Genomic DNA, 26193 nt, shown 5'->3' with positions numbered 1-26193 from the left:
GTTTCGTCCCTTCGTGCGTACTGCCTGCCTTCCGGACCGGCAAAGCCCGTTTAAACCTGCAACGCCTCGGGGCCGTCTTGAGTTCCCGTCCCGGCGTGTCTCCCCTAGGCTGCGATCGGTGACCAATCGCACGAAAGTGGGGGGAGGAGGCCGATGACCAGTCCGGTAGAGGCCACTCTGGCCTATGCGGAGCAGTTCCATCATGAAGATGAGATCCTGCACGCGGCGCGGCTGCGCGGCCTGGAGATGGGTGCCACACCCATCCTTCCCGGGGGCGGAGCGGCGCTCTGCTTCCTCGCCACGGCCGTCAACGCCAAGTCGGTCGTCGAGATCGGCACCGGCTGCGGCGTCTCAGGTCTCTGGCTGCTCCGCGGCATGCGCCCCGACGGCACGCTGACCAGCGTCGACGTGGAGCAGGAGCACCAGCGGCTGGCCAGGCAGGCGTTCGCGGAGGCCGGGTTCTCCGGCGGGCGGGTGCGGCTGATCGCCGGCCGGGCGCTCGACGTGCTGCCCCGGCTCTCCGACGGCGGCTACGACATGGTCTTCGCCGACGGCGCCAAGCAGGAGTACGCCGACTACCTGGCCGAGGCCGTCAGGCTGCTGCGCGTGGGCGGCATCGTCGCCTTCGACAACGTCCTCTGGCACAACCGGGTGGCCGACCCGACGCAGCGCGACCCCGACACGGTCGCGCTGCGCGAACTGGGCAAGCTCGTGCAGTCCGACGACCGCCTGCGCTCGCTGCTGATGCCCCTGGGCGACGGGCTGCTCGCCGCCGTCAAGACCGCCTCATAGCGGGTCAGCCACTCCAGGAACACGCCCGCGCCCAGCGCGTCAGCCGCTCCAGGAACACGCGTACGCCTAGCGGGTCAGCCACTCCAGCAACACACGCACGCCGAACCCGGTCGCGCCCTTGGTGAGCACGCCGTCGTCGACGGTGCTGCGCCCGACGCCCGCGATGTCGAGGTGCGCCCACGGCCGTTCGCCCGCGAACTCCCGCAGGAACAACGCCGCCGTGATCGACCCGGCCCCATAGGTGGAACCACTCTCGACATTGGCCAGGTCCGCGATGGGCGAGTCCAGTGCCGGCGCGTAGTCGTCGATCAGCGGCATCCGCCACAACCGGTCGTCACTGACCTGCCCCGCGTCGACCAGCCGCCGGGCGAGGTCGTCGTCGGTTGCGTAGACGGCGCCGTAACCTCGGCCCAGCGCGACGGTGATCGCCCCGGTGAGCGTGGCGATGTCCACGACCATGTCGGGGTCGAGCTCGGCATCGGCGTAGGCGAGCGCGTCGGCCAGCACCAGCCGCCCCTCCGCGTCGGTGTTGAGCACCTCGACCGTGCGTCCGCCGTAGTGCTTGATGACGTCGCTGGGCCGCTGGGCCGTACCCGAAGGCATGTTCTCGGCCGACGCGATCAGGCCGGTGACCCGCACCGGCGCGCCGAGCCGGGCGAGCGCGGAGATGACGGCGATCACCACTGCGCCGCCCGCCATGTCGGTCTTCTGGGTCTTCATGTTCTCGTTCGGCTTGAGCGACAGGCCGCCCGAGTCGAACGTGATGCCCTTGCCCACCAGCACCACATGCCGGTCGCTCGGCTCGGCCGGGGTGTAGGAGAGCTGGATGAGGCGGGGCGGGTTGGCCGAGCCCTGGCCGACGGCCAGGATGCCGCCGAAGCCGCCCGCCTGGAGCTGCTCCTCGTCCCAGACGCGTACCGGCACGTCGTGCTCGGCCGCGCGCTCGGCCAGCCAGGCCGGGTTCTTGACCGACGCGGGCGTGTTGGTCAGGTCGCGGGCCAGCGCCACCGCCTGGGCTACGGTCTGGCCGCGCCGCACCGAGCCCTCGTCGGCGCCCACGAACATCAGCGCGCGCACGGACTGCTTGCCCGGCGCGCCGATCTTGAAGGTGTACGCCGCCAGCAGCGCCGCCTCAGCGAAGGCCGTCACGTCGCCCTGCGGCGGCACCACGGCCAGCGCCTGCTTGCCCTTGGCCTTACGGGTGAGCGCCGCCGCCGCCTTGCGCAGCGCGCGCGGCGAGCCGTCGCCGACCCCGTACAGAAGCACCCGGCCGACACCACCCTCCCGCGCCACCGGGACCTCGATCACCTCACCCGCCTCGCCCTTGGCGTCGTAGTGCGCCAGCAGGGCCGCCGCCGGCACGTGCAGGTCGAGCTCGACGGCGGGAACGAGATCGGCGTCAAAAGGCACCGCCAGCAGCTCGACGTCCGCCGGGACGTCGACCACCACCGATGCCGTGGTCTCAATGGGCACGGAACTCCACCTCAAACGTCGGCGGCCCCGGCGCGGATGCACGCCAGGGCCGGGAAACGACCTGTGTCTCGGGAGCTCTCAGCCGACGACGTTCTTCAACGCCTCGCCGAGCGCCTTCGCCTCGTCGGCGGAAATCTCCACGACGAGCCGGCCGCCACCCTCCAGGGGGACCCGCATAACAATGCCGCGCCCTTCCTTGGTGACCTCCAGCGGACCATCGCCGGTCCGCGGCTTCATCGCCGCCATGCGTGCATCCCTTCCTGCCGTGGGCTCCCGCTGCCCGCGATTTCCGACCGCCCCTGAGGATGGCCGACGCATTCACGTCATCTGTGATGTCCTATTCTCCCGCATCGAGAGCGCTCATGGGTAACGATCTCCTCCCAGAATGCGTTGTCCTGGCTGGCGAAGGCGTCCAAACTGGACTTCGTGCACGCTCGCGCCGCTCTGTTCGACCTCTATGGAGACCACCTGCGCTCGCGCGGTGGACAGGCGTCAGTGGCCGCGCTGGTACGGCTCATGAAGCCCTTGGAAATCGCCGCTCCAGCCGTGCGGACTGCTGTTTCCCGCATGGTGCGGCAAGGCTGGCTGCAGCCCGTCAGGCTGCCCCAGGGCGCTGGTTACGGACTTACGCCGAAGTGCGTCAGACGACTGGACGAGGCGGCGTTGAGAATTTACCGAGCCGGAACTCCGAGCTGGCGTGGCCGGTGGCACGTGATCGTTTTCGGTCCGGTCAAGGACCGTCCGCGCAGGGAGCGGATCCGCGCCGACCTGACTTTCCTGGGTTACGCCGCGCTGTCGGAGACGACCTGGATCGGTCCGCGTTCGTCGATCGAACTGGACAATCTGCTGGAGAGTGAGGGCGTGCGCGCCGACAGATTCGACGCGGCGCTTGAGGGCGACCCGCGCGAGCTGGTGGCCCGCGCCTGGGATCTGACCGCCATCGGCGCGGCGTACGAGCACTGGCTGTCGGAAGCTGTCAATCTGGTCGGCGCGCTGCCCGGCGGCGCCCCGGCTGATCAGGTGTTCGCGACCAGGAGCAAGCTCGTGCACGGATGGCGCAACTTCCTGTTCCAGGATCCCGGCCTCCCGCCGGAACTACTGCCACCCGGCTGGCCGGGCGAGAAGGCCAGGGCCTACTTCGATCAGGAGGCGGGCCGCCTGCTGCCCGCGGCCGCCGCGTTCGTCGACAGGGAGCTACCTTGATCCGCTATGACGTGACCGATGCCGTCGCCACCATCACACTCGACCGGCCCGACTCGATGAACTCGCTGACCGCCGAGCTGAAGACGGCCCTGCTCGACGCGCTGCACCGCGCCGCCGCCGACCCCGGGGTCCGCGCGGTACTGCTCACCGGCTCGGGGCGGGCCTTCTGCGCGGGCCAGGACCTGCGTGAGCACGCCGACAACCTGGAGGCGGGCCGCGGCCTGGCCAACACGGTCCGCGAGCACTACAACCCGATCGTGGAGCTGATCACCACGATGGCCAAGCCGGTCGTGGCCGCGGTGAACGGCGTGGCCGCCGGGGCGGGCGCCGCGCTGGCCTTCGCCTGCGACCTGCGGGTGGCCTCGGAGAAGGCCAAGTTCGCGATGGCGTTCACCGGGATCGGCCTGGCGCCCGACTCGGGCGCGTCGTGGACGCTGGCCCGTCTGGTCGGTCTGGGGCGGGCGACCGAGCTCCTGCTGCTCGGCGAGCCGTTCAGCGCGGCCCGCGCGCTCGAACTGGGCGTGGTCACGCGTGTGGTGCCCGCCGACGACGTCCTCAAGACCGCCCAGGAGCTGGCCGTACGGCTGGCGGCGGGGCCGACCATGGCGTTCGCGGCCACGAAACAGGCGCTGGCCTACGCCACGACGCACTCACTGTCCGAAACCCTGGCCTTGGAGGCCGACATACAGGACGCGTGCGTGGCCACCCAGGACCACCTCGACGCCACCCGGGCCTTCCTGGTCAAGGAGCAGCCGTCGTTCCACGGCCGCTGACCCTGTCCTCATGCCTGCCGGGCGACGCAGCCCTCGATGTGGTCGTTGACCAGGCCGATGGCCTGCATGAGGGCGTACGCGGTGGTCGGGCCGACGAAGCTGAAACCGCGCTTCTTGAGGTCCTTGGCCAGTGCCTTGGAGGCCGGGGTGATGGCCGGGACGTCGGCCATCGACCTGGGGATCGGGGCCTCGGCGTCGGCGTACTGCCAGACCAGGTCGGACAGGCCGCCGGGGAGGTCGAGCGCGGCCCGCGCGTTGTTGATGGTCGCCGCCACCTTGGCGCGGTTACGCACGATGCCGGGGTCGCCCAGGAGCCGGGTCACGTCCTGCTCGGTGTAGGCGGCGACCTTGGGGATGGAGAACTGGTCGAAGGCCGCGCGGAAGTTCTCCCGCTTGCGCAGGATCGTCAGCCACGACAGTCCCGACTGGAAGGCTTCCAGGGCGACCCGCTCGAAGACGCCGTCGTCGCCGCGGACCGGGCGGCCCCATTCCTCGTCGTGGTAGGTGATGTAGATCGGGTCCGCCATGCCCGCCCAGGAGCAGCGGATCACTTCCGTCACTTGCGCTCGTCCCCGTCCTCGCCCGGCGCGACCCGCACCGGCTCCGCCCCGTGCTCCCCGCCTTCCCCGGACAGGACCCGCACCGGCTCACTCTCGCGCTTCTCGGCGTCCTCGCCGGCCAGGACCCGAACCGGTTCAGCGTCGCGCTCGTGCCCGTCCTCGCCTTGCGGGACCAGCACCGGACCGGCGTCGTGTTCTTCCCCGTCCTGCACCGGCTCTGCCTCGCGCCCGTCCTCGTCGACCGCGATGTCGAACGCGGCCGTCGCATCGGGGTGAGCCTCCACCCGCTCGTCTGCCCCGCCGAGATGGGAGCTGGGCTCGGCATCGGGTTCGACGTCAGGCTGGGAGTCGGGCTGGGCATGGGGCTGGGCACCGCGTGGCGCGGCGTCCGGCTCTACCGCCGTGTTCGGCTCTGCCGCCGCGTCCTGAGACCCGTTCGCGTCCTCAGGTCCGTTCGCGTCATGAGGCCCGTTCGCGTACGGCCAGGCGTGCTGGTCTCCCAGCCCGTGCGATTCGGCGGCCGAGTCCCCCTTCTGGGAGAGGTCGAAGGGCGCGGCCGGCGGCTCGTGGTCGGTGCGTAGCGCGCCGCCCGGAGCCGCGTAGACCTCCTGGCGGGCGTGCAACCGGCTCGACAGCAGCTCGGAGACCCGCTGTTCGAGAACCGCGATCCTGGTGTCACGCGCACTGATCGCGGTCGCCGCCCTTCGCAGGGTCTCGTCGACGCTCTGCGTGTGATAGCCGACCAGGTTCACCGGCAGCTGCAGCGCCATGAAGTCGACCGCCGTGAGCTGCCCAGGCTCGGGCAGATCGAGAGGCGGGACGTCCGGCGGGAACTCGGTCAGCTCCCCGCCCCTTCCGAGGGAGACCAGGACCACGCAGGCCAGAATGGCGAGCGCGGCAATGGCGAGTACGACCAGCACATTGGCATCGTACTCATACGATCGAGGCACGAGTCTCGCACTTGCCGCGCCTGTTACCTCTTGGGACTCTCCACGGCGGGTCAGCCGGTGGACTCCCCGAGCTCCTCGACGCTGGGCCGCACATGCTTGGCGGTGGCCTCTAGGTGCGCGAACGCCTCTTCGACCGTGCTGGTCCAGGAGATGGCGTCGAAGACGTTGGCTCGGGTGAAGCCCGCCTCGTACATGTTCTCAACGAGCTTGCGCAGCGGCGTGTACAGACCCCATGGGTCGAGGATCACCAGGGGGCGGTCGTGGATGCCGAGGACGCGGGCGGTCCAGATCTCGAAGAGCTCCTCCAGCGTGCCGATGCCGCCGGGCAGCACGAGGAAGGCGTCGGAGCGTTCGTCCATGATGGCCTTGCGCTCGCGCATGCCGGTGGTGACGATCAGCTCGTCCGACTCCGTGTCGGCGACCTCGATGTCGACCAGGACCTGCGGGATCACGCCGATGGTCCGGCCGCCGGAGGCGCGGGTGGCCGTGGTGACGGCGCCCATGCACGAGACGGTGGCGCCTCCGCTCACCAGCGTGTGCCCACGCTGGGCGAGCTCGGCGCCGACCTCCGTGGCGAGTTCGAGGTATTTATCATTAATTTTCAGACTTGAGGCGCAAAAGACGCAGATATTCACGCATTGGAGCCTATTGGGGCTCGGCGGTCTGGACGGCGGCGGCCTCCCGCTCCTCCTGGAGCTGCTTGGACCGCGCGAGGTCGGCGTCGGCGATGATGCGTACGGCCTTCTCCACGTCGTCGGTCACGGTGATGAGGTCGAGATCCTGCTCGGCGATCTTGCCGGTGCCGAGCAGCGCGCTCTTGATCCAGTCGAGCAGTCCGCCCCAGAACTCCGAGCCCATCAGCACGACGGGGAAGGAGGTGACCTTCTGCGTCTGCACCAGCGTGAGCGCCTCGAACAGTTCGTCGAGCGTGCCGAATCCGCCGGGCAGCGCGATGAACCCGCACGAGTACTTGACGAACATCGTCTTGCGCACGAAGAAGTAGCGGAACTCGATGCCGAGGTCCACGTAGTCGTTCATCTTCTGCTCGAAGGGCAGCTCGATGCCGAGCCCCACCGACACCGCGCCGTCGACGTCGGCGGCCCCCCGGTTGGCCGCCTCCATGATCCCGGGGCCGCCACCGGTGATCACCGCGTAGCCGGCCCGGGCCAGCGACCGGCCGAGCTCGCGGCCCATGTCGTAGTCCGGGGAGTCTTCGCGGGTGCGTGCGGAGCCGAAGACGGTGACCGCCCGGGGCAGCTCGGCCAGCTGCCCGAACCCCTCCACGAACTCGGCCTGGATGCGCAGCACTCGCCACGGGTCCATGTGCACCCAGTCGGCGGGGCCCTGGCGGTCGAGCAGACGCTGATCATGGGTGGTGCTGGGTGCGAGCCTGCCGCGGACCACAGCCTGCCCCTGACGGCGTTCCGGACGTTTCTGTTTCATGCCGGTCACGCTAGCCGAACGCCACCCGGCCCCGTGCACAACGAGAGCCGGTCATCCGCCAGAGGGTCTTTGCGGCAAATGCCCTGGTTGACGGCCTGAAGAACCCGAGTAAAAAATCTTGTAAGAAGCAGGAACCAGATTTCGACTCCCCTGCGTCTAACTGCCGAGGGTGCTGCTCGGGACTGAAAGTGGCTTTCCCCGCCAAATGGCCGGCGAGGAAAGCCACTTTCACTTTGTCAGCCAGTCCAGCAGGGCCCGCTCGCTCTCCACGATCTTCGTGAGCGACACGTACTCTCCCTGCTGATGCGCCAGGTTCGGGTCACCGGGACCGTAGTTCACGGCCGGAACCCCCAGTGTGGAGAAGCGCGCGACATCCGTCCACCCCAGCTTGGCCCGCGGCGTGCCGCCGACCGCGGCGGTGAAGGCCGCCGCCACCGGATGGGTGAGGCCGGGCCGCGCCGCCGGGGCGCCGTCGGTGAACAGGACCTCGAACCCGTCGAACACCTCGCGTACGTGCTCCTGCGCCTCTTCTATCGACAGGTCGGGCGCGAACCGGTAGTTGACCGTGACCACGCACTCGTCCGGGATGACGTTCCCGGCCACGCCGCCGCGCACGCCGACCGCGTTGAGCCCCTCGTGGTAGGCGAGGCCGTCGACCACCGGCTGCCGGGCCTCATAGGCGTTGAGCCTGGCCAGGACCGGCTCGATGCCGTGGATGGCGTTGACCCCGAACCACGACCTGGCACTGTGGGCGCGCTTGCCGGCCACCGTGATCTCGGCCCGCAGGGTGCCCTGGCAGCCGCCCTCGATCACGCCGTCGGTGGGCTCCATGAGCACCGCGAAGTCGGCCGCCAGCCAGTCGGGGTGCTCGCGCGCCACCCTGGTCAGCCCGTTGCGCTCGGCCTCGATCTCCTCGCAGTCGTAGAAGACGTAGGTGACGTCGCGGTTCGGTGCGGGCACGGTGGCGGCCAGCTTGAGCGCGACCGCCACCCCCGCCTTCATGTCCGTGGTGCCGCAGCCGAAGAGCAGGTCGCCTTCGACGCGGCTGGGCAGGTTGGCGGCGACCGGCACCGTGTCGAGGTGCCCGGCGATCAGCACCCGCTCGCCGCGCCCCAGCTCCGTACGCGCGACGAGCGTCTCGCCGGATCTGTCGACCTTGAGGTACGGCAACGCCCCCAGCGCCTGCTCGACCAGGTCGGCCAGCGCCCGCTCGTTCCCGCTCACCGACTCGATGTCCACGATGGCGGCGGTCAGCGTCCGCACGTCCTGTGTCAGGTCCAGCATCAGGTGTTCACTCCGTGTTCGCGCAGCACCTCGTTGAGCGCTGCCTTGTCATGGCGCTGCCCCGGCTCCAGGCGCTTGATCACCAGCACGCAGGGCAGCCCGAACGTGCCGCCGGGGAACTCCTTCTGGCGGGTGCCGCCGACGGCGACGCACCAGTCGGGGACGCGGCCGCGGGCCAGCTCCTCGCCGGTTTGTACATCGATCACCGGGATGGAGGCCGACAGGATCGTGCCCGCCCCGACGACGGCGCCGCGCCCCACCCGGGCGCCTTCGACGAGCATCGCACGGCTGCCGATGAGCGCGTCGTCCTCCACCACCACCGGCACGGCGTTGGGCGGCTCCAGCACGCCGCCGATGCCCACGCCGCCCGACAGATGGACGTTCTTCCCGATCTGGGCGCAGGAGCCGACCGTGGCCCAGGTGTCGACCATCGTCCCCTCGTCGACGTACGCGCCGACGTTCGTGAACGACGGCATCAGCATCACACTGGGCGCCAGGTAGGAGCCCCAGCGCGCGATCGCTCCCGGAACCACCCGCACCCCGTCGAACGTGGTCTTCAGCGGATGCCGGTCATGGTGCTGGAAGTCGCCCACCTGCGTCCTGGCCATGCCGAGCACCTGGAAGCTGAGCAGGATCGCCCGCTTGGCCCGCTCGTCCACGACCACCTCGCCGTCCGACAACCGGGCGGCCCGCGCCTGTCCCCTGTCGAGCAGGTCGATCGCGCTCACCACCGCGTTGCGCGCGTCGAGGTCGCGGGGCGACAACTCCCCGCGCCGCTCCCACAGCTCGTCCACCGCGGAGTCGATCGGTGACAGACTGCTCACGTGCCTCATGGCCACGGAGCTTATCTGGCCGGGTAGGTTTTTCAGCGTGCGCCTGCGCTTCTCTCGCGGAGTCATCACCATCGCGGTCATAGTTCTTCTCCTCGCGGTGGCAATCTCCGTAGGTCTCTACCAATTGCTGAAAAAGACGCAGCCGCTGGCCATCCCCGAGGCCTACTGCAGCGTCAAGACCCCCAAAGGAGAGCTGGCTCTCGACATCGAGCAGGCCCAGATATCAGCCACCATCGCGGCCGTCGCGGAGCGCCGCAAGCTGCCCGAACGGGCGGTGGTGATCGCCTACGGGACCGCATTGCAGGAGTCGAAGCTGCTCAATCTCCCCGACGGCGATCGCGACTCCATCGGCGTGTTCCAGCAGCGCCCGTCGCAGGGGTGGGGCAAGCCCAAGCAGCTCCGCGACCCCGTCTACGCGTCCAACAGGTTCTTCGCCGCGCTGGTCAAGGTGAAGAACTACCGGAAGATCCCACTGGCGGACGCCGCCCAGGCCGTGCAGCGGTCGGCGGGCGGCTACGCCTACGCCCAGCACGAGGAGGACGCCAAGCTCCTCGCCTCGGCGTTCACCGGGCGGGTCCCGAAGTCCGTGCACTGCTGGTATCCGCCCCCCAAGGCGAGCACGCCCGCACCGCAGGCCAGGACCGCCGAGGCGCGGCGCCAGCTCGCGCGGGCGCTCGGCGACCCGGCCATCTCGACGCAGAAGCGCGGCTGGCTGGTCGCCGCCTGGTCGGTCGCCCACGCGCAGAAGTACGGCCTGAAGCGCGTCGGGTTCAACGGCGCCACCTGGACCAACGACCTGCGGGTGGACGGCTGGCAGTCGGGCGGCAAAGCGTCCGACAGCCAAGTGGACATCTCCTGAGCGGGTCTGCCGGGTCTAGGGCGCGGCGCGGCTGACGATGCTGATCGAGCCGGGTGGCAGCGGCCTGGCGTAGCTGGCCGTCCACCTGCTGCCCTGGACCCGCTCGAAGGAGAGCAGCCGCCCGTCGGAGGCGCGGTAGTCGGCGAAGTCGAGCAACCCCCGTTCGGGGTAGCCGGTGTTGCCTTCCGACCGGAAGGCGGCCGTGCCCCGCTCCAGCGGGAAGAACTCGACGCCCTCCATGATCAGCATGCTCTTGGCCGGAATCATGCCCTCGGTGGGCACCCCGGTCCAGACGAGCACCTCCAGGTGCGACGGCTCGCCCTCGGCCGTGCCCTTGAGCACCTCCACCGACAGCCACTGCGTGCGGCGGGAGCCGTCGCGCAGCCGGAACTCGGTCCACTGCATGCCCTGCCACGAGATGTACATGGCGCCGAGCACCCGCGCGGGCGATCCGTGCACCTCTATCCGGTCACCGACCTTGATGGTGCGGGGATCGGCGTAGTCGGATCCGGCGTACCCGGGCATGCTCACCGGTGCCGGCAGCGGGGCCTCGATGGCCGCGACCTCGACCGGCGGCGCGGTCGTGCGGCCCCTCCGGTCCTGGCGCATGGTCGCCAGGAAGGCACCCAGCAGCAGGAGGACGGTGGCGACGCTCAGCCCGAGTACGACCACGGAGGTCATGCTCATCGATCAGCTCGCTCCACTCGCGGTCTGCCTCAGCAAACGCCGTTATCAACTTATGCGTGCCCTGCTTCGCGGGGGATCCTACTGGAGGCGGCGCACTGCCGCACTGATGCGTTCATCAGTGGCAGTCAGGGCGACACGGATATACCGCCCACCAGCCGATCCGTAGAATTCCCCGGGGGCCACCAAAATACCGATTTCGGAGAGTTTACTGACCTGTTCCCAAGAACTTGTCCCGTCCGTCGCCCAGAAATACAGACCCGCGGTCGAGTGCTCGATGCGCCAGCCCGACTTCTCCAGCACCGGCCGCAGCTCGGCGCGCCGCGCGGCATAACGTTCGCGCTGCTCGTCGGCGTGCGCGTCGTCGCCCAGCGCGGCCGTCATCGCCGCCTGTACGGGAGCCGGCATGAGCATCCCCGCGTGTTTGCGGATCTCCAGGAGCCGCTTGACCAGAGCCCGATCACCGGTCACGAACCCGGCACGGTAACCGGCCAGGTTGGAGCGCTTGGACAGCGAGTGGACCGCGAGCAGCCCCTCGTGGGAGCCCCCGCAGACGTCGGGATGCAGGATGGAGACAGGTTGCTCCTCCCAGCCCAGCTCGATGTAGCACTCGTCGGAGGCGACGACCGTGCCGCGCTCGCGGGCCCAGGCCACCACCTTGCGCAGGTGCTCGACGGGCAGCACCCGGCCCGTGGGATTGCCCGGGGAGTTGACCCAGACGAGGTCCACCTGCTGGGGCCCCAGCGCGAGCAGGCCATCGGAGGCCGTCGCCGCCGCGCCGGCCAGCCGGGCCCCCACGTCGTAGGTGGGATAGGCCAGCTCGGGGAAGACGACCGTCTTGGCGCCCAGGTAGGAGGGCAGCCAGGCGACGAACTCCTTCGACCCGATCAGCGGCAGCACGTCACGCGGATCGACGGTGACCTCGTGCCTGCGGCGCAGCCAGCCGGCGGCGGCCTCGCGCAGCGCCGTCGTCCCGTGGGTGAGCGGGTAGCCGGGGCTGTTGGCGGCCTCGACGAGCGCGCTCTGGACGAGCGGCGGCACCGGGTCGACGGGCGTGCCGACCGAGAGATCGACGATGCCGTCGGGGTGTGCCATGGCACGCGCCTTGTACGGCTCCAGCCGGTCCCAGGGGAAGTCGGGCAGGTTGTTCACGGTTCTCCAGGTATCGGTCGTGCGCGCCGTGCACCCGGCAGCGGGGCGCGCCGATCGGGCGCCCCGGCTGCGGGATGCGACCTAGTGCTGCTCCTCGGCCTGGGGCGGCAGCGCGGCGATGAGGGGGTGATCCTTGTCGATCTTGCCCACCTTCGAGGCGCCGCCCGGCGAGCCCAGGTCCTCGAAGAAGTCGACGTTCGCCTTGTAGTAGTCCTTCCACTGCTCCGGAAGGTCGTCTTCGTAGAAAATGGCTTCGACGGGGCACACTGGTTCGCACGCGCCGCAGTCCACGCACTCGTCGGGGTGGATGTAAAGCATGCGCTCGCCCTCGTAGATGCAATCAACGGGGCACTCCTCGATGCACGCCTTGTCCAGGACGTCCACGCAAGGCTGCGCGATGACGTAGGTCACCTCGAGCTCCTTCTTCTCCGCACCATGGCATGACTCTGACCGCGGTCTGCTAGCCCTAGTATTGCCGTGCTTGCCAACTGGCCGGAACGGAGGGTGGCAAACTCGTGGCGGCTCGCCTGGTAATCGCGATCACAAGCGCGGACATCGGCGCCCGGATCACCACCCGCAGACGGGACCCGGAGGGCTTCCGGGACGCCGTCGGGATCCTCGAATCCTGGGACGGCGGCGTGCTGCGGGTCCGCAAGAGGGACGGCACCCTGGTGGAGATCGCCGAAGAGATGCTGGTGGCGGCCAAGGTCGTTCCGGCCGCGCCTCCTCGACCTGGACCGAAGTAACGGTAAGTATTCGTTCTGTGACCGTACGTACCTGCGCCGCCGTAACCGTCCTTCTCGCCAGCGCCGGATGCGGCGCGTCGCCGCCTCCGGCCGCCAAGCCGCTTCCGCCGGTGAACGTCAAGGCCGCCTCCATGAAACAGGGCTTCACGACCCTGGACCGCCTCGTCGAGTCCGCCAAGCAGGAAGGCGCGCTCACCGTGATCGCGCTTCCCCGGGACTGGGTGAACTACGGCGAGATCATCGACACCTTCACCGACAAGTACGACATCAAGGTCAACGAGCTCGAACCCGGCGCCAGCAGCCGGCGCGAGATCGACACCGCCGCCCAGCTCAAACCCGACGTGTTCGACCTCACCCTCGACGTGGCGGTGGACCAGGCCGGCAAGTTCGCGCCGTACAAGGTGCAGGGCTGGCAGGACCTGCCCGATCACATCAAGGACCCCACCGGCGCCTGGTACGGCGCCTATGGCGGCTACATGTCGATCGGGTACGACCCGCGCAAGGTCGCCGCCCCCGCCTCTTTCGCCGACCTGGCCGCCAAGCCCGGCTACCTGGTCGCGCTCGACGGCGATCCGCTGCACTCGGCGGCGGCCTTCGGCGGCGTCATGGCCGCCTCGCTGGTGTCGGGAGCGCCGCAGCCGCAGCGTGGCGTCGAGTTGTTCGCCAAGCTCAAGCAGGCGGGCCGGCTCACCGATCCCGCCAAGGCCAACGCGATCGTGGACTGGGACCACCTCAACGCCGCCCGCAGCGCCCGCGACGCGGAGGCGTGGAAGGTGGTGATCCCGCGTGACGCGCCGCTCGGCGACTACCACGTGCAGGCGATCAGCAAGGACGCGCCGCACCCCGCGGCGGCCCGCCTCTGGGAGGAGTTCCTGCTCTCCGACGAGGGCCAGAACCTGCTGCAGAAGGGCTGGGCCCGCCCCGCCCGCGAGGAGGCGATGCTGATGCGGGGCACCCTCGACAAGGAGCAGGCCGCCAAGCTCCCCGTCGCACCCGGACCGCCGGTATTGCTCACGATTCCGCAGACAGACGCAGCAAAGTCCTATCTGAAGAAGCGATGGACGCAAAGTGTGCGATGAGACCATTGTGACTTGATATGTCGCGGAGACATTCAGCCTCTAAAGTGAACAGACAGCACGGCCGCAGGGGGCCCGATGTCTGACGAATGAGAGCTGATCGTCTTGCGATACGACACACCGAGCTTGGAACGGTGGAGCAGTCGCGCCTACGACGGCAGTTTCGGCTACGTCTCGACGCAGGGCGCACCTCTGCTGGACCTGCTCGATCCGCAGCCGGGAGAGCGCGTGCTCGACCTCGGCTGCGGCACCGGAGTGCTGACCTCCCAGATCGCCGCACGGGGCGCCGACGTCCTCGGGATCGACGGCTCATCCGCGATGATCGAGAAGGCCCTCGCCCAGTACCCCGGCGTCGACTTCATCGTGGGCGACGGGCACGACTTCAGCGTGGCGCTGGCCTATGACGCCGTCTTCTCCAACGCCGCGCTGCACTGGATGAGCCGCGACCCCGTCTCCGTCATCGCCAACGTGCACGAGGCGCTCGCGCCCGGTGGCCGGTTCGTGGCCGAGATGGGCGGCGCGGGCAACTGCGCGGAGCTCACCGCCGCCATGCTGACCGCCTGGCGGGAGTACGGCCTGCGTGAGCCCGACCTGCCCTGGTACTTCCCCACCCCGGCCGAGTACGCCCGGCGACTGGAGCAGGAGGGCTTCGCGGTCCGGCTCCTCGAGTACTTCGACCGGCCGACCCCCCTCGACGAATGTCCGCAGGGGGCCGCCGACTGGGTTCGCATGTTCGCGTCCTCGGTGGTCGAAGGGTTGCCGCGGGACATCGTCGAGCCGCTGCTCCAGCGGGTCAACGAGCTCGCCGCGCCCGCCCTTCGCAGGGAGACCGGCTGGATGGCCGACTACGTCCGTCTACGCTTTGCCGCTGTCCGGCGCTGATCCGTAGGGGATGATGCGTGGGGGAGTTTTGCCGGACTATGGTCTGTTCCGTGGGGGGCGGAGAGAGTAAGGCTGCACCGCTGACGAAGTTGAGGAGCCTTGCGACGACACGGCGGCGTGAGGGGCTGGTGAACGGAACGGGATGAATTTCTGCCTGAGCGACCTCGTACCACCGTTGAGGTGGAGCGACGCGTCCACGATCACGCTGCTCACCGGGCAGCCGGAGCTTCCGGACGCCTGGTGGCGCAGCCTGCCCATGCCGCGCGTGCTCGCGGCCATCGGCCCCGAGTCGCTCGGGGAGCTGCTCACGGAGATCGCGCTTGAGCACTGGCCGGCCGCCGCCGTGGGCGACGTGCTGCCGGCCTTGCACGTACTGGATCCGGACGAGGCCGACGAGCCGCAGGTGGCGATCGCGCTCGACCGAGCCGGGTCGTGGACGGGGCTGCTCGCGCTGACCGGCAGGGAGCTGGTGGACCAGCCGTTCATCCAGGCGCGTCCGGTGCTCAACACGCTGTTCTCGGCGGTCCTGGTACGGCTCGCACCCCAGCTCCAACGCCCGGCCCCGTTCGCCGAGCACGCACCGTTCGCCGCGGAGGCTCCGGTTGCCGCGGAAGCTCCGGTTGCCGTCGAGGCACCGGTTGCCAGGCAGGCTCCGGTCGCCGCGGAGGCGCCGGTCGCCGAGCAGGCCCCGGTTGCCGAGCAGGCCCCGCCGGTGGAGGCGTCGGCGGGCGGGGAGGCTCCGCCCGCCGAGGAAGTGCCGGAGACCGAGGAGGCGGCGGAGGAGGTCGCGGCCGCCGAGGAAGCTGCGGCGGCCGAGGAGCCGGTGCTGGACGCCGACGCCGAACCGGTCGTCGAGGAGGCCGCCGAGCCGGAGTCCGAGCCCGTCCTGGACGCCGCCGACGAGGCCGCGCCGGAGCCCGCCGCCGAAGAGGCCGCCGCCCTCGAAGCCGAGGGCGTGGAGCCGGATGCGGCGCCCGAACCGGAGGCCGTCGAAGCCGTACCGGAAGCCGAACCTGAGCCCGCCGCAGAAGACGCGAAGCCCAGATACGACACACCGGCGGACTTCGAGGCAGCCGAATCCGAAGACCAGGAGTCCGAGGCCGCGCCGGAGCAGCAGCCGGACGAGCGTGGCGGCCACGAGCTGCCCGAGCTCATCGAGGCCGCGTTCGCCGGCCTGGACGACAAGAGCTGGGCCGTCGCCCAGAACCGGGTCTTCACCGACCAGCCGTCCGCCGTGGACCAGCTCGCCAAGCTGTTCGCCGTGCCGGCCGCCGAGATCTCCGCCACCGAGACCGAGTTCCGGGCCCGCCTCGGCCAATGGCTGGCCAGCGAGGAGGCCGCCCCGTACCGGGCGCATCTCGACGAACTACGCCGGACGATAGGCCCGGCCGCCCCCAAGGAGCGGCTGATCGGCGCGGCCGACTGGCATGCCCTGGAGATCCGCGCGCTGGAGGTCCCCGCCTGGCAGTTCGTGCTGGCCACGCTGCCGGCGGAGCCACAGGCCGCTCCGGAGCCGCAGGTCGTGGAGGCCGTCGAGCGGCCCGTGTCCGCGTTCGCCCAGGTGCCGCCGATCCCGTCGCCGCCGCCCGGGACGCCGCAGTTCCAGGCGTTCGCCCCGGCCGTCGAGGTCGTCGCGGGCGAGGGCAACGGGGCGTCGGGCGAGCACCCCAAGCCGTACCAGCCGCTGAAGGACGTCTCGCAGACCAGGCGCTGCTTCCGCCAGCCGGACGGCCGGTGGTGGCTGCGGATCGACGTGACGGCCGAGCAGCTCACCGGAGGCGAGTGCGCGCTGCCCACGGGGTTCGCCACGTACCTGGGCATGTCGCCCGGGGAGAGCAGGACCGTGCGGAGCGCGGCCGGCGAGCTGACCATGACCTGGCACGGCAGGCCGGTGCTCGAATCCGTCGAACGGCTGCTGGCGGACGTCGGCGCGAAGGAGGGCGGGCACCTGTTCCTCACGCTGTCGGACGAGGGCGTGCTGCGGGCCAGGCACCTGCCGGTGGCCGCGCAGGGGGCCGAGAAGATCACCAAGGCGCTCCGCCTGGTCGGTTACACCGCCCCCGGCGGGACCCGCGACCAGGCCGCCAGGGTGATCGCCACCAGGATCGGGATGACCGGACCTGTCGGACTGCCCGACCTGCTCACCAGGCTCCGCGAACGCGGGGACCGCGATCTGCTGCAACTCCTGGACTGAGCCGTGCCGCGGCTCGCGATCGCCCCTGACTTCCCCAGGGACCTCAGCGCACTGGCACAGCCGGTGCGCAGGGACGCCGTGGTCGCACTCCGCCGCCTGCTGCTGAACGTCTCCGGCGCGCCGCACCCCGAGCGGGTCCGGGGCGCCAGGGACACCCGGGTCGCGACGCTCCGCCTCACTCCGGGCCACCGGGGCGTGGTGGTGCGTCAGCGGGACGTGTACTGGCTGCGTGCCGTGCTCCCGAATCCTGAGGCGTGGTCGTACGCGCAGCGATACCGGTACGGCATCAACCCGGTGATCGGCGTCATCGAGGAGTGGGACGCCGAGGCCCTCGAACGGGTCGAGCCCGCGTTACGCCGCTCGGCGGGCGCCACGGGGTTGTTCGACCCGGTGTGCGATGGTGACCTGCTCGCGCTGGGCATCGACGTGCGCGCCCTGCCGCTGGTGCGGCTCATCACCAACGAGGCCGACGTGGAGGCGCTCGAACCACTGCTCCCCCCGACCCAGCACATGCCGCTCGCGGTGCTGGCCCGGGGCGGCTCGCTGTCCGAAGCCTGGCGGGAGGTGGACGCGTGCCGCGCCTCCGACGAGGCCATCGACCGGATCGACGTGGACGACCTCCACGCGGCGCTGCGGCGCAGCCCGGACCGGGCGGTGTTCGCCGCCGACAAGGTGGAGCTGGAACGGGTGCTGGCGGCGCCGGAATGGTGCGCGTTCCCGCGTCCGGAACAGCACCGGCTGGCCCGCGCCACGCGCTACGAGCACCCGGTGCTGCTGATCGGCGGGGCGGGCACCGGCAAGACGGTCATCGCGCTGCACCGCGCGGCCCATCTGGCCGCGCACGGGAGCGGCCCGGTGCTGCTGGTGACGTACTCGCAGGGGCTGGGCGACGACCTGTCCGCCCGGCTCGACCGGCTGATCGACGACGGCGTGACGCGCAAGCGGGTCGACGTGGACAACGCCGAGCGGCTGGCCATGCGCATCGTGGCCGACGCGGAGGGTCAGCGGCCCGCGCTGATGGGCCCCGGCGCGCGCACACTGGCCGAGCTGACCGACGAGGCGCTCCGGCTGCTGTCGAGGAACACGGGCGACCTGCTCGACGACATCGAGCCGGGGCGCAAACCGTACCGGCACGTCGTGGTGGACGAGGCGCAGGACATCAGCCCGTCGCAGTGGCGGCTGCTGCGCGCGGTGGCGCCCAGGGCGCACGACGACATGTTCATCGTCGGCGACCCGCACCAGCGGATCACCGACACGCGCGTGACGCTCAGCTCGGTGGGCATCCCGGCCCTGCAGCACACGCTCAAGGTTTCCTACCGGCTGCCGCAGGAGATGCTGTCGTTCGCGGTCCGGCTGCGTGGCGGCGGGCCCGCCGACGGGCTGGTCAAGGGCATGTCGCCGCTGTACGGGTTCCGCGCGATGCGCAACGGCGAGCGGCCGATCGTCAGGATGTACGACTCGCCTGAGGCGGAGCTGGCCGGGCTGGTGGCCACGATCGCCTCTTGGCTGGACGACGGTGTCCCGGCCGACGAGATCGCCGTCGGCGCGCGTACCACGAAACTGGTCCGTGAGGCTCGAAAGGCGCTCGGGCGGGCAGATGTACGGGTGGCGGCGTTCCAGAATCTGAAAGGGCTGGAGTTCGAACGGGTCGCGCTCATCGGCGTGGCGGAGGGCGTGGTGCCCGAACCGCCGCCCGACGATCCGAGCGCTCGGGCGAGAGCTCTGCAGCGGGAACGGAGCATGCTGTTCGTGGCTTGCACCCGGGCCCGATCGATGCTCTATATCTCCCATTCCGGAAGAGGTAGCCCCTTTCTGTCGCTCTGATCACATAGTCTGAACTGCGGATATCTTCCCTTTGCCGGTTGGACCTCAATGAATCTCAGCCTGAGCGACCTAGCGCCACCGCTGCGCTGGACTTCTCCTGTGCAGATCGCACCGATCTTGGAGGAATCCCAGCTGCCCGAGGCGTGGTGGCAGGCGATCCCTCTTGACCGCGCATGTGCCGTGATCACCACGCAGACCGTGGCGGGCCATCTCGCCGATCTCGCCGTGACCTGCTGGGGTCACCTGCTGGTCGGCGACATCCTGCCGCTGCTGCGCTTCTCCGACCCGGCCGAGGCCGAGCGGACGCCGGAGATGCTCGGCAAGGACGTGGTGCAGAAGCTGTTCAGCGGGGTGTTCGAGCGGCTGCTCGAACCTCCGGCTGAGACGCTCCCCGCGCCCGTCGCGCGGCCGGACAAGCCACTGCCCGAATTGATCGACGGCCTGTTCGCGGCGCTGGACGAGCGGCAGCGGGCGATCGCCCGCGACCGGCTGTACGCCTCGCAGCGGGCCACGCTCGACGAGCTGGCGCAGCGTTTCTCGGTGACACGGGAGCGGATCAGGCAGATCGAGCGCGATCTGCGTGACCATGTGGAAGCCTGGCTGGGCGGTCCGGAGGCGGTCGCGCTCGTCGCGCACGTCACCTGGCTGCGCGGCCGGTTGGGCTCGGCCGTACCCGCCGACGATCTGGCCGCGGCGGTGCCGTGGCACCGCGGCGAGCTGCGCACGCTGGGCATCCCCGCCTGGCGGTTCGTGCGCACGCTGCTGACCGGGTACGAGCAGGCCGACGGTTGGCTGATCGCGGGCGGCGCGGATGAGCTGAGGGAGAAGACGCGCCAGTTGTTCACCGACGGGCCGCGACCGCTGGCCGAGGCCGTCGGCATGGTCACGCAGCTCGGCATCCGCGAGGACGTGGCCGAGCGATGGATTCTGGCCGTGCCGCAGCTACGCGTGCTGGACCAGCACGTGGTGCCGTGGCCGCGCAGCATCAACGAGAAGGCGGAGGCGGTCCTGGCGGTGGCCGAGCGGCCGTTGACGCCGGAGGAGATCCAGGAACGCATCGGCGAGGACTACAGCCTGGTCGGCATCCGCAACCAGCTCACCGCCGACGAGCGGTTCCGCCGCGTGGACCGGAACAAGTACGGGCTGACCCGATGGGGCGGCGACGAGTACCTGGGGATCAGGGAGATGATCGCCAGGGAGATCGAACGGGCCGGCGGCGAGGCCTCGGTCAGCACGATCGTCACGAGCCTCACCTCCCGCTACGACGTCAGCGAGAGCTCGGTGCGCGCCTACTCGGGCGGCCCCGGGTTCGAGCGGACGCAGCGGGGCTGGATCCGGGTGGCGGGCACCTCGCCGACCGGGGAGGCCGAGCCGTACCAGCCGCGCAAGGACGTGTCGGAGACCCGGCGCAGCTTCCGCAGCCGCGACGGCCGGTGGTGGCACCGCGTCGACGTCAACGCCGAGCACCTGCGCGGGTCGGGGTCGCCGCTGCCGACGGGCTTCGCGGCGTACCTGGGGATGGCGCCCGGCGGGCAGCTCACGGCCTCGACGCCGTCCGGGGACGTGGTGGTCAGCTGGCACAACCAGCCGACGATGGGGTCGATCAGGAACGTGCTGGCGGACTTCAAGGCCGGGGAGGGCGACCACGTCTTCCTCACCGTGTCCGACGGGGGCGAGCTGCTGACCCGCTACCTGCCCGCGGCCGCGCCGGGGATGCCGCCGCTGAACCGGGCGCTCTACCTGATCGGCTACACCGCTCCGGTCACCTCGGAGATCGAGGGGCTGCGGCTGATCGGGGCGCGCATCGGGCTGCCGGACACGGCGATCCGCGACGAGGTGCTGACGCGGCTGCGGGAGCGCGGCGACCGGGACATCATCGGCTTCCTGGGCGGCTGACCGTTTCTTGAACTCTTCGCCGCTTTCGGGCTTCCCGGAGTCCGGGGGCTAGGCTCGGGGGATGTTGCGGATCTACGACACGCGCGCCAGGCAGGTCGAGGAGATCGCCCCCGCCCGCGCGATGCGCATGTACACCTGCGGGCCGACGGTCTATCGCCACGCGCACGTCGGCAACCTGCGCTCACAGCTACTGTCCGACCTGATCCGGCGGGTGCTGGAGCGGCAGCGGGTCCGCATGGTGGTCTGCCAGAACATCACCGACGTGGGCCACCTGGCCGACGACTCGGAGGCAGGCGAGGACAAGGTGCTCATGCGGGCGCGGGCTGAAGGACGCTCGGCGCGCGACCTGGCCCGCTATTACGAGGACGCCTTCAAGCAGGACACCGCCGCCCTGAACCTGCGCCCGCCGGAGCACATGCCCCGCGCGAGCGAGTCGATCGAGCTGATGATCGAGCTGATCGCCAAGCTGATCGAGCGGGGACACGCGTACGCGCTGCCGGACGGGGCGGTCTACTTCGACGCCACCTCCTTCCCGACGTACGGCGACATCTCCGGCAATCGGCTCGATGCCCTCCGCCCCGACTCCACCGACCCCCGCAAGCGCTTCCACGCCGACTGGGCCCTCTGGAAGCCCTCCGACGGCGAACTGTCCTGGGACGCCCCCTGGGGCCGCGGCTTTCCCGGCTGGCACATCGAGTGCTCGGCCATGTCGCTGCACTACCTCGGCGACCGCATCGACCTCCACACCGCCGGCATCGACCTGCGCTTCCCCCACCACGAGGACGAACGCGCCCAGTCCGACGCGGCGGCCGGCCACGAGGTGGTGCGTCACTGGGTGCATGGGGAGCACCTGCTGTTCGACGGGCGGAAGATGGCCAAGTCCACCGGGAACGTGGTCCTGCTGTCGGACGTGACCGAGGCGGGCCTCGATCCGCTGGCCGTACGGCTGGCGTTCCTGGAACATCGCTACCGGCAGCAGCTCAACCTCACCTGGGACACCCTGCACGCCGCCGACAGGACCGTACGGCGGTGGCGGGCCCGGGTGGCGGAGTGGTCGGAGTCGCCCAGCGCGCCGATGGCGGCCGAGCACGTACGGCGGGTGGAGTCGGCCTTCGACGACGACCTCGACACGCCGGCCGCGCTACGGGTGCTGCGCGAGCTGGAGCGGGACGAGTCGGTGGCGCCGGGGGCGAAGTTCGAGTCGTTCCTGCATCTGGATCAGGTGCTGGGGCTGGATCTGGCCATCGAGATCGGGCGGTCCCGGGGGGCGGTGCTGCCGCCGGGGGCGGCGGAGTTGCTGTCCGAACGGGCGCGGGCTCGGGAGGCGGGGGACTGGGCGGCGTCGGACCGGCTGCGCGAGTCGCTCGCCGCCATGGGGGTCCGGGTGTCCGACTCGCCTGCTGGGCAGGTGTGGGGGTAGCCGCTTTCGGCGGTTACCCCGACACAGGTGATCAATTTCTCTTCCCTGTCGGTTACTGGCCGGCCGTCCCCTGGCATGCGGGAACGCCGTAGGCGGCGGGGTTTCCGGTGGGGTTCGTGGGGCGGGAGTAGTGATCGTGGGCTGTCAGACTTGAGGGGCTGCGCGAGAGAAGGAGGTATTTGTGAGGTTGCGGCCCTATGCCTGGTTGCCCTGGCCGTTTCGGTGGGTGGCTCGGGTACTGACCGTGGTCCTCGTGCTCGCGCTGGTGCTCGCCGGTGTGCTCGCCTACACCGTCCGGCGGTCGTTTCCCCAGGTGGACGGAACCGTACGCCTACCCGGTTTAGCCGGGAATGTGGAGATTTATCGTGATAAAGCGGGAATTCCGCAGATCTACGCTGACAGCTCCGAGGACCTGTTCATGGCGCAGGGGTTCGTTCACGCGCAGGACCGGTTCTGGGAGATGGACTTCCGGCGGCATGTGACCTCCGGGCGGCTGTCGGAGCTGTTCGGCAAGGCGACGCTCGACAACGACAAGGCCATCAGGACCATGGGCTGGCGCAAGGTGGCCGAGCAGGAGCTGCCCGAGCTGAGCGACCGTACCCGCCGCTACCTCGACGCCTACGCCAAGGGCGTGAACGCCTGGCTCCAGGCCAACCCCAACGCCTCCGACCGGAGCCTCGAATACTCGGTGCTCAAGGTGCAGAACGGCGCCTACCGGCCCGAGCCGTGGACCGCGCTCGACTCCGTGGCCTGGCTCAAGGCCATGGCGTGGGACCTGCGTTCCAACATGGAAGACGAGATCGACCGCGCCCTGGCGCTCACCAAGCTGCCCCGCGAGCGGGTCGAGCAGTTGTACCCGGAGTACCCGTACGACAGCCATGCGCCGATCGTCACCCGGGGCACGATCGCCGACGACCGCTTCGACGAACGCGCCCGGCTGGGCGCACGCGGCACCACGACCAGCGGCCAGAGCGCCACCGGGGCGCTCGCCCAGGCCACGAAGACGCTCGACGCGGTGCCCAGCACGATGGGCACCGAGGACCGCGAGGGCATCGGGTCGAACTCGTGGGTGATCTCGGGCGAGCACACGGCCAGCGGCAAGCCGCTGCTGGCGAACGACCCGCACCTGTCGGCCCAGCTGCCGTCCGTCTGGTACCAGGTCGGGCTGCACTGCCGGAAGATCACCGAATCCTGCTCCTATGACGTGACCGGGTTCAGCTTCTCCGGCCTGCCCGGCGTGATCATCGGCCACACCGACAAGATCGCCTGGGGCTTCACCAACCTGGGGCCCGACGTGGCCGACCTGTTCCTGGAGCGGGTGCAAGGCGACACGTACCTGTACAAGGGCGAGTCGGTGAAGCTGGAGACCCGACAGGAAAAGATCAAGGTGGCCGGGAGCGGCACCGTCACCCTGAACGTCAGGAGCACCCGGCACGGCCCGCTGATCAACGAGGTGATGGGCGACGTCAAACCGAGCGACGGCGCCAACGCGGTGGCCCTGCAGTGGACCGCCCTGACCCCCGGCACCACCGTCGACGCGATCTTCGCGATGAACGCGGCCACCGACTGGCCGGAGTTCCGCGCCGCGGCCTCGCTGTTCGACGTACCCGCGCAGAACCTGGTGTACGCCGACACCGAGGGCCACATCGGCTACCAGGCGCCCGGCCGGATCCCCGTACGCGAAAAGGGCGACGGCACGTGGCCGGTGCCCGGCTGGACGGGCGAGTACGACTGGCGCACCGCCCCCATCCCCTACGACCAGTTGCCCTCCGTGGCGGACCCCGCCGACGGCTACATCGTGACGGCGAACAACGCCGTCATCGACCCCGAGCGCTACCGGCCGCTCCTGACCAAGGACTGGGCGTACGGCTACCGTTCCCAGCGCATCCTCGACCGGATCGAGCAGGAGATCACGAAGGGCAAGGTCGACGCCGCGACCATGTCCAAGATCCAGCAGGACACCTACAACGGCCTGGCCAAGGACGTGGTCCCGGCGCTGATGCGGGTGCCTCTGGCAGGGCCCGCCGTACAGGCCAGGAAGCTGTTGCAGGACTGGGACGGCTCGCAGGGCGCCAACTCGACTCCCGCGGCGTACTTCAACGCGGTCTGGCGGCACCTGCTCAAGCTGACGTTCGACGACGACCTGCCCGCCGGTGCCCGGCCGAACGGCGGCGACCGCTGGTACGAGGTGATCAAGCGCCTGCTCGACGCCCCCGACGACCCGTTCTGGGACGACACCACCACCAAGGGCCGTACCGAGACCCGCGACGACATCATCCAGCAGGCGCTGGCCGCGGCATACCAGGAGGTGGCCGACCGGCTCGGCACCGACCTGACGGCCTGGCGCTGGGGCGACCTGCACCAGCTGACCCTCACCAACGGCTCGCTCGGCACCTCGGGCATCGCGCCCATCGAGGCCCTGTTCAACCGGGGGCCGTTCGAGGTGCCGGGCAGCAAGGACGCGCCGAACGCCACCAGTTGGAACGCGCAGCGCGACTACGCGGTCACGTCGGTGCCGTCCATGCGGATGGTCGTCGATCTGGGGGATCTGGACAAGTCAGGGTGGATCAACCTGACGGGGGCTTCGGGGCACGCGTTCCACGACAACTACTGGGACCAGGCGCCGCTGTGGGCGAAGGGGGAACTGCTGCCGATGTACTCGAAGCCGTCGTCCGTCCAGAAGGCCGCCGTCCACACCCTGCGCCTCACCCCCTGACGCTTCTTGACTACGACCACGGCCGTACTCGGATTCAAGACCCTGGGCTGACGCGGACGTCCCCTTGCCCGCGTCAGCATGGCGGACATGACTCGCCTCTGGTACTTGATCGGACTGCTCCTGATCGTCTCCGGGCTCGTCCATCTGGGCGTGTTCGTGGTCGACGGCGGCCCGTGGGACGGCCCTGTGTCGTGGCGCAAGCCGTTCACGTTCGGGGTCTCGTTCGGGCTGAGCGTGCTCTCGCTCACCTGGGTGGCGCAGTTCGTCCGGCTACGTGGTCGCGACGTGCTGCTGGGTGTCTTCGCCGTGGCATCGGTCGTGGAGGTCGCGCTCATCACCGTGCAGGCTTGGCGCGGCGTGCCCTCGCACTTCAACATGTCCACCGACGTGGACTCACTCATCGCCAGGACCCTGGCCGCCGGCGGCTTCGCCCTGATCGCCGTAGCGGTCTTCATGACCGTCTCCGCCTTCCGCCGCGACCCCACCGTGCCGACCATCAGTGCGTCGCCTCAGGCCGGTCTCGGCGCGTCGCCCAGCATGCGGCTGGCCGTTCAGGCTGGGTTCGGCACGTTCCTGGCCGCGATGGCCTTCGGGGGCATCATGATCGCCCGTGGGGTGGTCGAGGTCATAACCGGTTCCCAGCAGTTCGCCTACACGGTGGCCGGCTCGCTCAAGCCCGCCCACGCCATCCTCATGCACGGCGTGCTGCTCCTGCCCGCCCTGGCCTGGCTCCTCTCCCGCACCCAGCCATCCGAACAGACCCGCCTGCGTGTCGTACGGCTGGCGATCTGGACCTACATCACCATCTCCGCGATCGTCTCGGGCCTGGCCCTCTTCGGCATCACCATCGTCAGCCCGTCCACCGCCTCGGTGCTCTGCGCGGGCGCGATCTCGGGCCTGGCCATCGGCGCCCTGACCCTGGGCACGCTCCTCCCCCGCACCCAGCGGCACGCAGCGGATCAGTCACCCGGACCGATCGCGACCTGCGCCCCTTCTCCACCGCAGGGGTGTGCGCGGGTACCCGCCGTCGTCGAGCCCGGCCAGCCGCTCGAAGACGTTGTACGACGCTTGATGCCCGCAGACCAGTACGGAGACCAGCATGGCCACCAGGTAGAGCGGCAGCATCGGCAGGCCCGCGCACCAGGCCCACTGGGTGGCATGCCGGCCCTCGTGCAGGATGAGCTGGTCGTCGAGCGAGTCGCGCCTGGTCAGCACGACGTTCCCGACGGTGAAGGCCCCGGCGATGGGGAAGCGATAGCGGTAGCCGAACGCGAGGACGAGGCCGTTGGGCCCGTGCTGCCTCGAGGCACCGCCTAACACAGAGATCAGCAGGCCGAGCGGGGTGGAGAGGTTGACGTAGTTCGCCGCCCGCCGGAACCGGTAGCGCTTGTTCATGCGTCTCAGCCTTGACCAATCTTGACAAGCCGGAATAA

24 protein-coding genes are annotated in these 26193 nt (G+C 70.1%); 13 read left to right on the top strand and 11 right to left on the bottom strand.

Going from position 1 to position 26193, the window contains the following annotated elements; all coding sequences use genetic code 11:
- Positions 1–153: 153 nt before the first annotated feature.
- Entirely contained in the window at positions 154–792 is a 639-nt protein-coding gene (locus AB0F17_RS46165) for an O-methyltransferase (RefSeq protein ID WP_358036809.1), read from the top strand.
- 66 nt (positions 793–858) lie between these two features.
- Here AB0F17_RS46165 and AB0F17_RS46160 read toward each other — a convergent pair whose 3' ends face one another.
- Together AB0F17_RS46160 and AB0F17_RS46155 are read right to left on the bottom strand one after the other, a co-directional pair.
- On the bottom strand, positions 859–2265 hold the full coding sequence (locus AB0F17_RS46160) for a leucyl aminopeptidase (RefSeq protein ID WP_358036807.1): 1407 nt from the start codon (positions 2263–2265) through the stop codon (positions 859–861).
- A gap of 78 nt (positions 2266–2343) precedes the next feature.
- Positions 2344–2511, bottom strand: coding sequence for a DUF3117 domain-containing protein (locus AB0F17_RS46155; protein WP_020545024.1), 168 nt, complete (start codon positions 2509–2511; stop codon positions 2344–2346).
- 180 nt (positions 2512–2691) lie between these two features.
- On the opposite strand from AB0F17_RS46155, the gene AB0F17_RS46150 reads away from it, so the two are divergent.
- On the top strand, positions 2692–3468 hold the full coding sequence (locus AB0F17_RS46150) for a PaaX family transcriptional regulator C-terminal domain-containing protein (RefSeq protein ID WP_358036805.1): 777 nt from the start codon (positions 2692–2694) through the stop codon (positions 3466–3468).
- Complete coding sequence (locus AB0F17_RS46145) at positions 3465–4241, top strand: enoyl-CoA hydratase-related protein (protein ID WP_358036803.1); 777 nt, start codon at positions 3465–3467, stop codon at positions 4239–4241. The genes AB0F17_RS46150 and AB0F17_RS46145 overlap by 4 nt, the downstream gene beginning before the upstream one ends.
- A gap of 8 nt (positions 4242–4249) precedes the next feature.
- Here AB0F17_RS46145 and AB0F17_RS46140 read toward each other — a convergent pair whose 3' ends face one another.
- From AB0F17_RS46140 to AB0F17_RS46115, 6 genes are all read right to left on the bottom strand, one after another.
- On the bottom strand, positions 4250–4801 hold the full coding sequence (locus tag AB0F17_RS46140) for a DNA-3-methyladenine glycosylase I (protein WP_358036801.1): 552 nt from the start codon (positions 4799–4801) through the stop codon (positions 4250–4252).
- The gene (locus tag AB0F17_RS46135) at positions 4798–5721 is read right to left on the bottom strand and encodes a hypothetical protein (RefSeq protein ID WP_358036799.1); all 924 of its coding nucleotides are present in this window, start codon (positions 5719–5721) and stop codon (positions 4798–4800) included. The genes AB0F17_RS46140 and AB0F17_RS46135 overlap by 4 nt, the downstream gene beginning before the upstream one ends.
- 80 nt (positions 5722–5801) lie before the next feature.
- The gene (locus AB0F17_RS46130; RefSeq protein WP_358036797.1) at positions 5802–6386 is read right to left on the bottom strand and encodes a TIGR00730 family Rossman fold protein; all 585 of its coding nucleotides are present in this window, start codon (positions 6384–6386) and stop codon (positions 5802–5804) included.
- A 10-nt stretch (positions 6387–6396) separates the two neighbouring features.
- A complete protein-coding gene (locus AB0F17_RS46125) occupies positions 6397–7194 on the bottom strand; it encodes a TIGR00730 family Rossman fold protein (protein WP_358036795.1) in 798 nt (265 codons plus the stop codon).
- A 228-nt stretch (positions 7195–7422) separates the two neighbouring features.
- The gene (gene dapE / locus AB0F17_RS46120; RefSeq protein ID WP_358036793.1) at positions 7423–8478 is read right to left on the bottom strand and encodes a succinyl-diaminopimelate desuccinylase; all 1056 of its coding nucleotides are present in this window, start codon (positions 8476–8478) and stop codon (positions 7423–7425) included.
- A complete protein-coding gene (locus AB0F17_RS46115) occupies positions 8478–9311 on the bottom strand; it encodes a 2,3,4,5-tetrahydropyridine-2,6-dicarboxylate N-succinyltransferase (protein ID WP_358036791.1) in 834 nt (277 codons plus the stop codon). Before AB0F17_RS46115 ends, dapE begins: the two co-directional genes overlap by 1 nt.
- Positions 9312–9408: 97 nt before the next feature.
- Between AB0F17_RS46115 and AB0F17_RS46110 the strand changes: the two genes are divergently transcribed.
- Complete coding sequence (locus AB0F17_RS46110; RefSeq protein WP_358036789.1) at positions 9409–10170, top strand: hypothetical protein; 762 nt, start codon at positions 9409–9411, stop codon at positions 10168–10170.
- Between the two features lie 15 nt (positions 10171–10185).
- Here the strand turns inward: AB0F17_RS46110 and AB0F17_RS46105 are convergent, their stop codons facing one another.
- The 3 genes from AB0F17_RS46105 to fdxA form a co-directional block, all read right to left on the bottom strand.
- The gene (locus tag AB0F17_RS46105) at positions 10186–10857 is read right to left on the bottom strand and encodes a DUF4178 domain-containing protein (RefSeq protein WP_358036787.1); all 672 of its coding nucleotides are present in this window, start codon (positions 10855–10857) and stop codon (positions 10186–10188) included.
- 78 nt (positions 10858–10935) lie between these two features.
- A complete protein-coding gene (gene dapC / locus AB0F17_RS46100; RefSeq protein ID WP_358036785.1) occupies positions 10936–12006 on the bottom strand; it encodes a succinyldiaminopimelate transaminase in 1071 nt (356 codons plus the stop codon).
- Positions 12007–12087: 81 nt separating this feature from the next.
- Positions 12088–12417, bottom strand: a complete 330-nt coding sequence (gene fdxA, locus AB0F17_RS46095) for a ferredoxin (RefSeq protein ID WP_358036783.1) — start codon at positions 12415–12417, stop codon at positions 12088–12090.
- A 104-nt stretch (positions 12418–12521) separates the two neighbouring features.
- On the opposite strand from fdxA, the gene AB0F17_RS46090 reads away from it, so the two are divergent.
- The 9 genes from AB0F17_RS46090 (at position 12522) to AB0F17_RS46050 (ending at position 26077) form a co-directional block, all read left to right on the top strand.
- Positions 12522–12752 carry a hypothetical protein gene (locus AB0F17_RS46090; protein ID WP_358036781.1) on the top strand — a complete coding sequence of 77 codons (231 nt, stop codon included), beginning with the start codon at positions 12522–12524 and terminating at the stop codon, positions 12750–12752.
- Between the two features lie 17 nt (positions 12753–12769).
- The gene (locus tag AB0F17_RS46085; protein WP_358036779.1) at positions 12770–13831 is read left to right on the top strand and encodes an ABC transporter substrate-binding protein; all 1062 of its coding nucleotides are present in this window, start codon (positions 12770–12772) and stop codon (positions 13829–13831) included.
- 102 nt (positions 13832–13933) lie between these two features.
- Positions 13934–14710: a class I SAM-dependent methyltransferase gene (locus AB0F17_RS46080; RefSeq protein WP_358036777.1), complete on the top strand. Its 777-nt coding sequence runs from the start codon at positions 13934–13936 to the stop codon at positions 14708–14710.
- 142 nt (positions 14711–14852) lie between these two features.
- Positions 14853–16904 (top strand): hypothetical protein, encoded by a 2052-nt coding sequence (locus AB0F17_RS46075; RefSeq protein ID WP_358036775.1) that lies wholly within the window; start codon positions 14853–14855, stop codon positions 16902–16904.
- Positions 16905–16907: 3 nt separating this feature from the next.
- Complete coding sequence (locus tag AB0F17_RS46070; RefSeq protein WP_358036773.1) at positions 16908–18728, top strand: UvrD-helicase domain-containing protein; 1821 nt, start codon at positions 16908–16910, stop codon at positions 18726–18728.
- A gap of 99 nt (positions 18729–18827) precedes the next feature.
- On the top strand, positions 18828–20624 hold the full coding sequence (locus tag AB0F17_RS46065) for a sigma factor-like helix-turn-helix DNA-binding protein (protein ID WP_358036771.1): 1797 nt from the start codon (positions 18828–18830) through the stop codon (positions 20622–20624).
- Positions 20625–20685: 61 nt separating this feature from the next.
- A complete protein-coding gene (gene cysS, locus AB0F17_RS46060) occupies positions 20686–22044 on the top strand; it encodes a cysteine--tRNA ligase (protein WP_358036769.1) in 1359 nt (452 codons plus the stop codon).
- 181 nt (positions 22045–22225) lie between these two features.
- Positions 22226–24760 (top strand): penicillin acylase family protein, encoded by a 2535-nt coding sequence (locus tag AB0F17_RS46055; RefSeq protein ID WP_358036767.1) that lies wholly within the window; start codon positions 22226–22228, stop codon positions 24758–24760.
- Positions 24761–24847: 87 nt separating this feature from the next.
- Positions 24848–26077, top strand: coding sequence for a hypothetical protein (locus tag AB0F17_RS46050; protein ID WP_358036765.1), 1230 nt, complete (start codon positions 24848–24850; stop codon positions 26075–26077).
- Positions 26078–26193 lie beyond the last annotated feature (116 nt).

The sequence above is a fragment of the Nonomuraea sp. NPDC026600 genome (assembly GCF_040638335.1).
Lineage (GTDB): Bacteria > Actinomycetota > Actinomycetes > Streptosporangiales > Streptosporangiaceae > Nonomuraea.
This window is presented reverse-complemented; position numbering and strand designations above follow the sequence as displayed.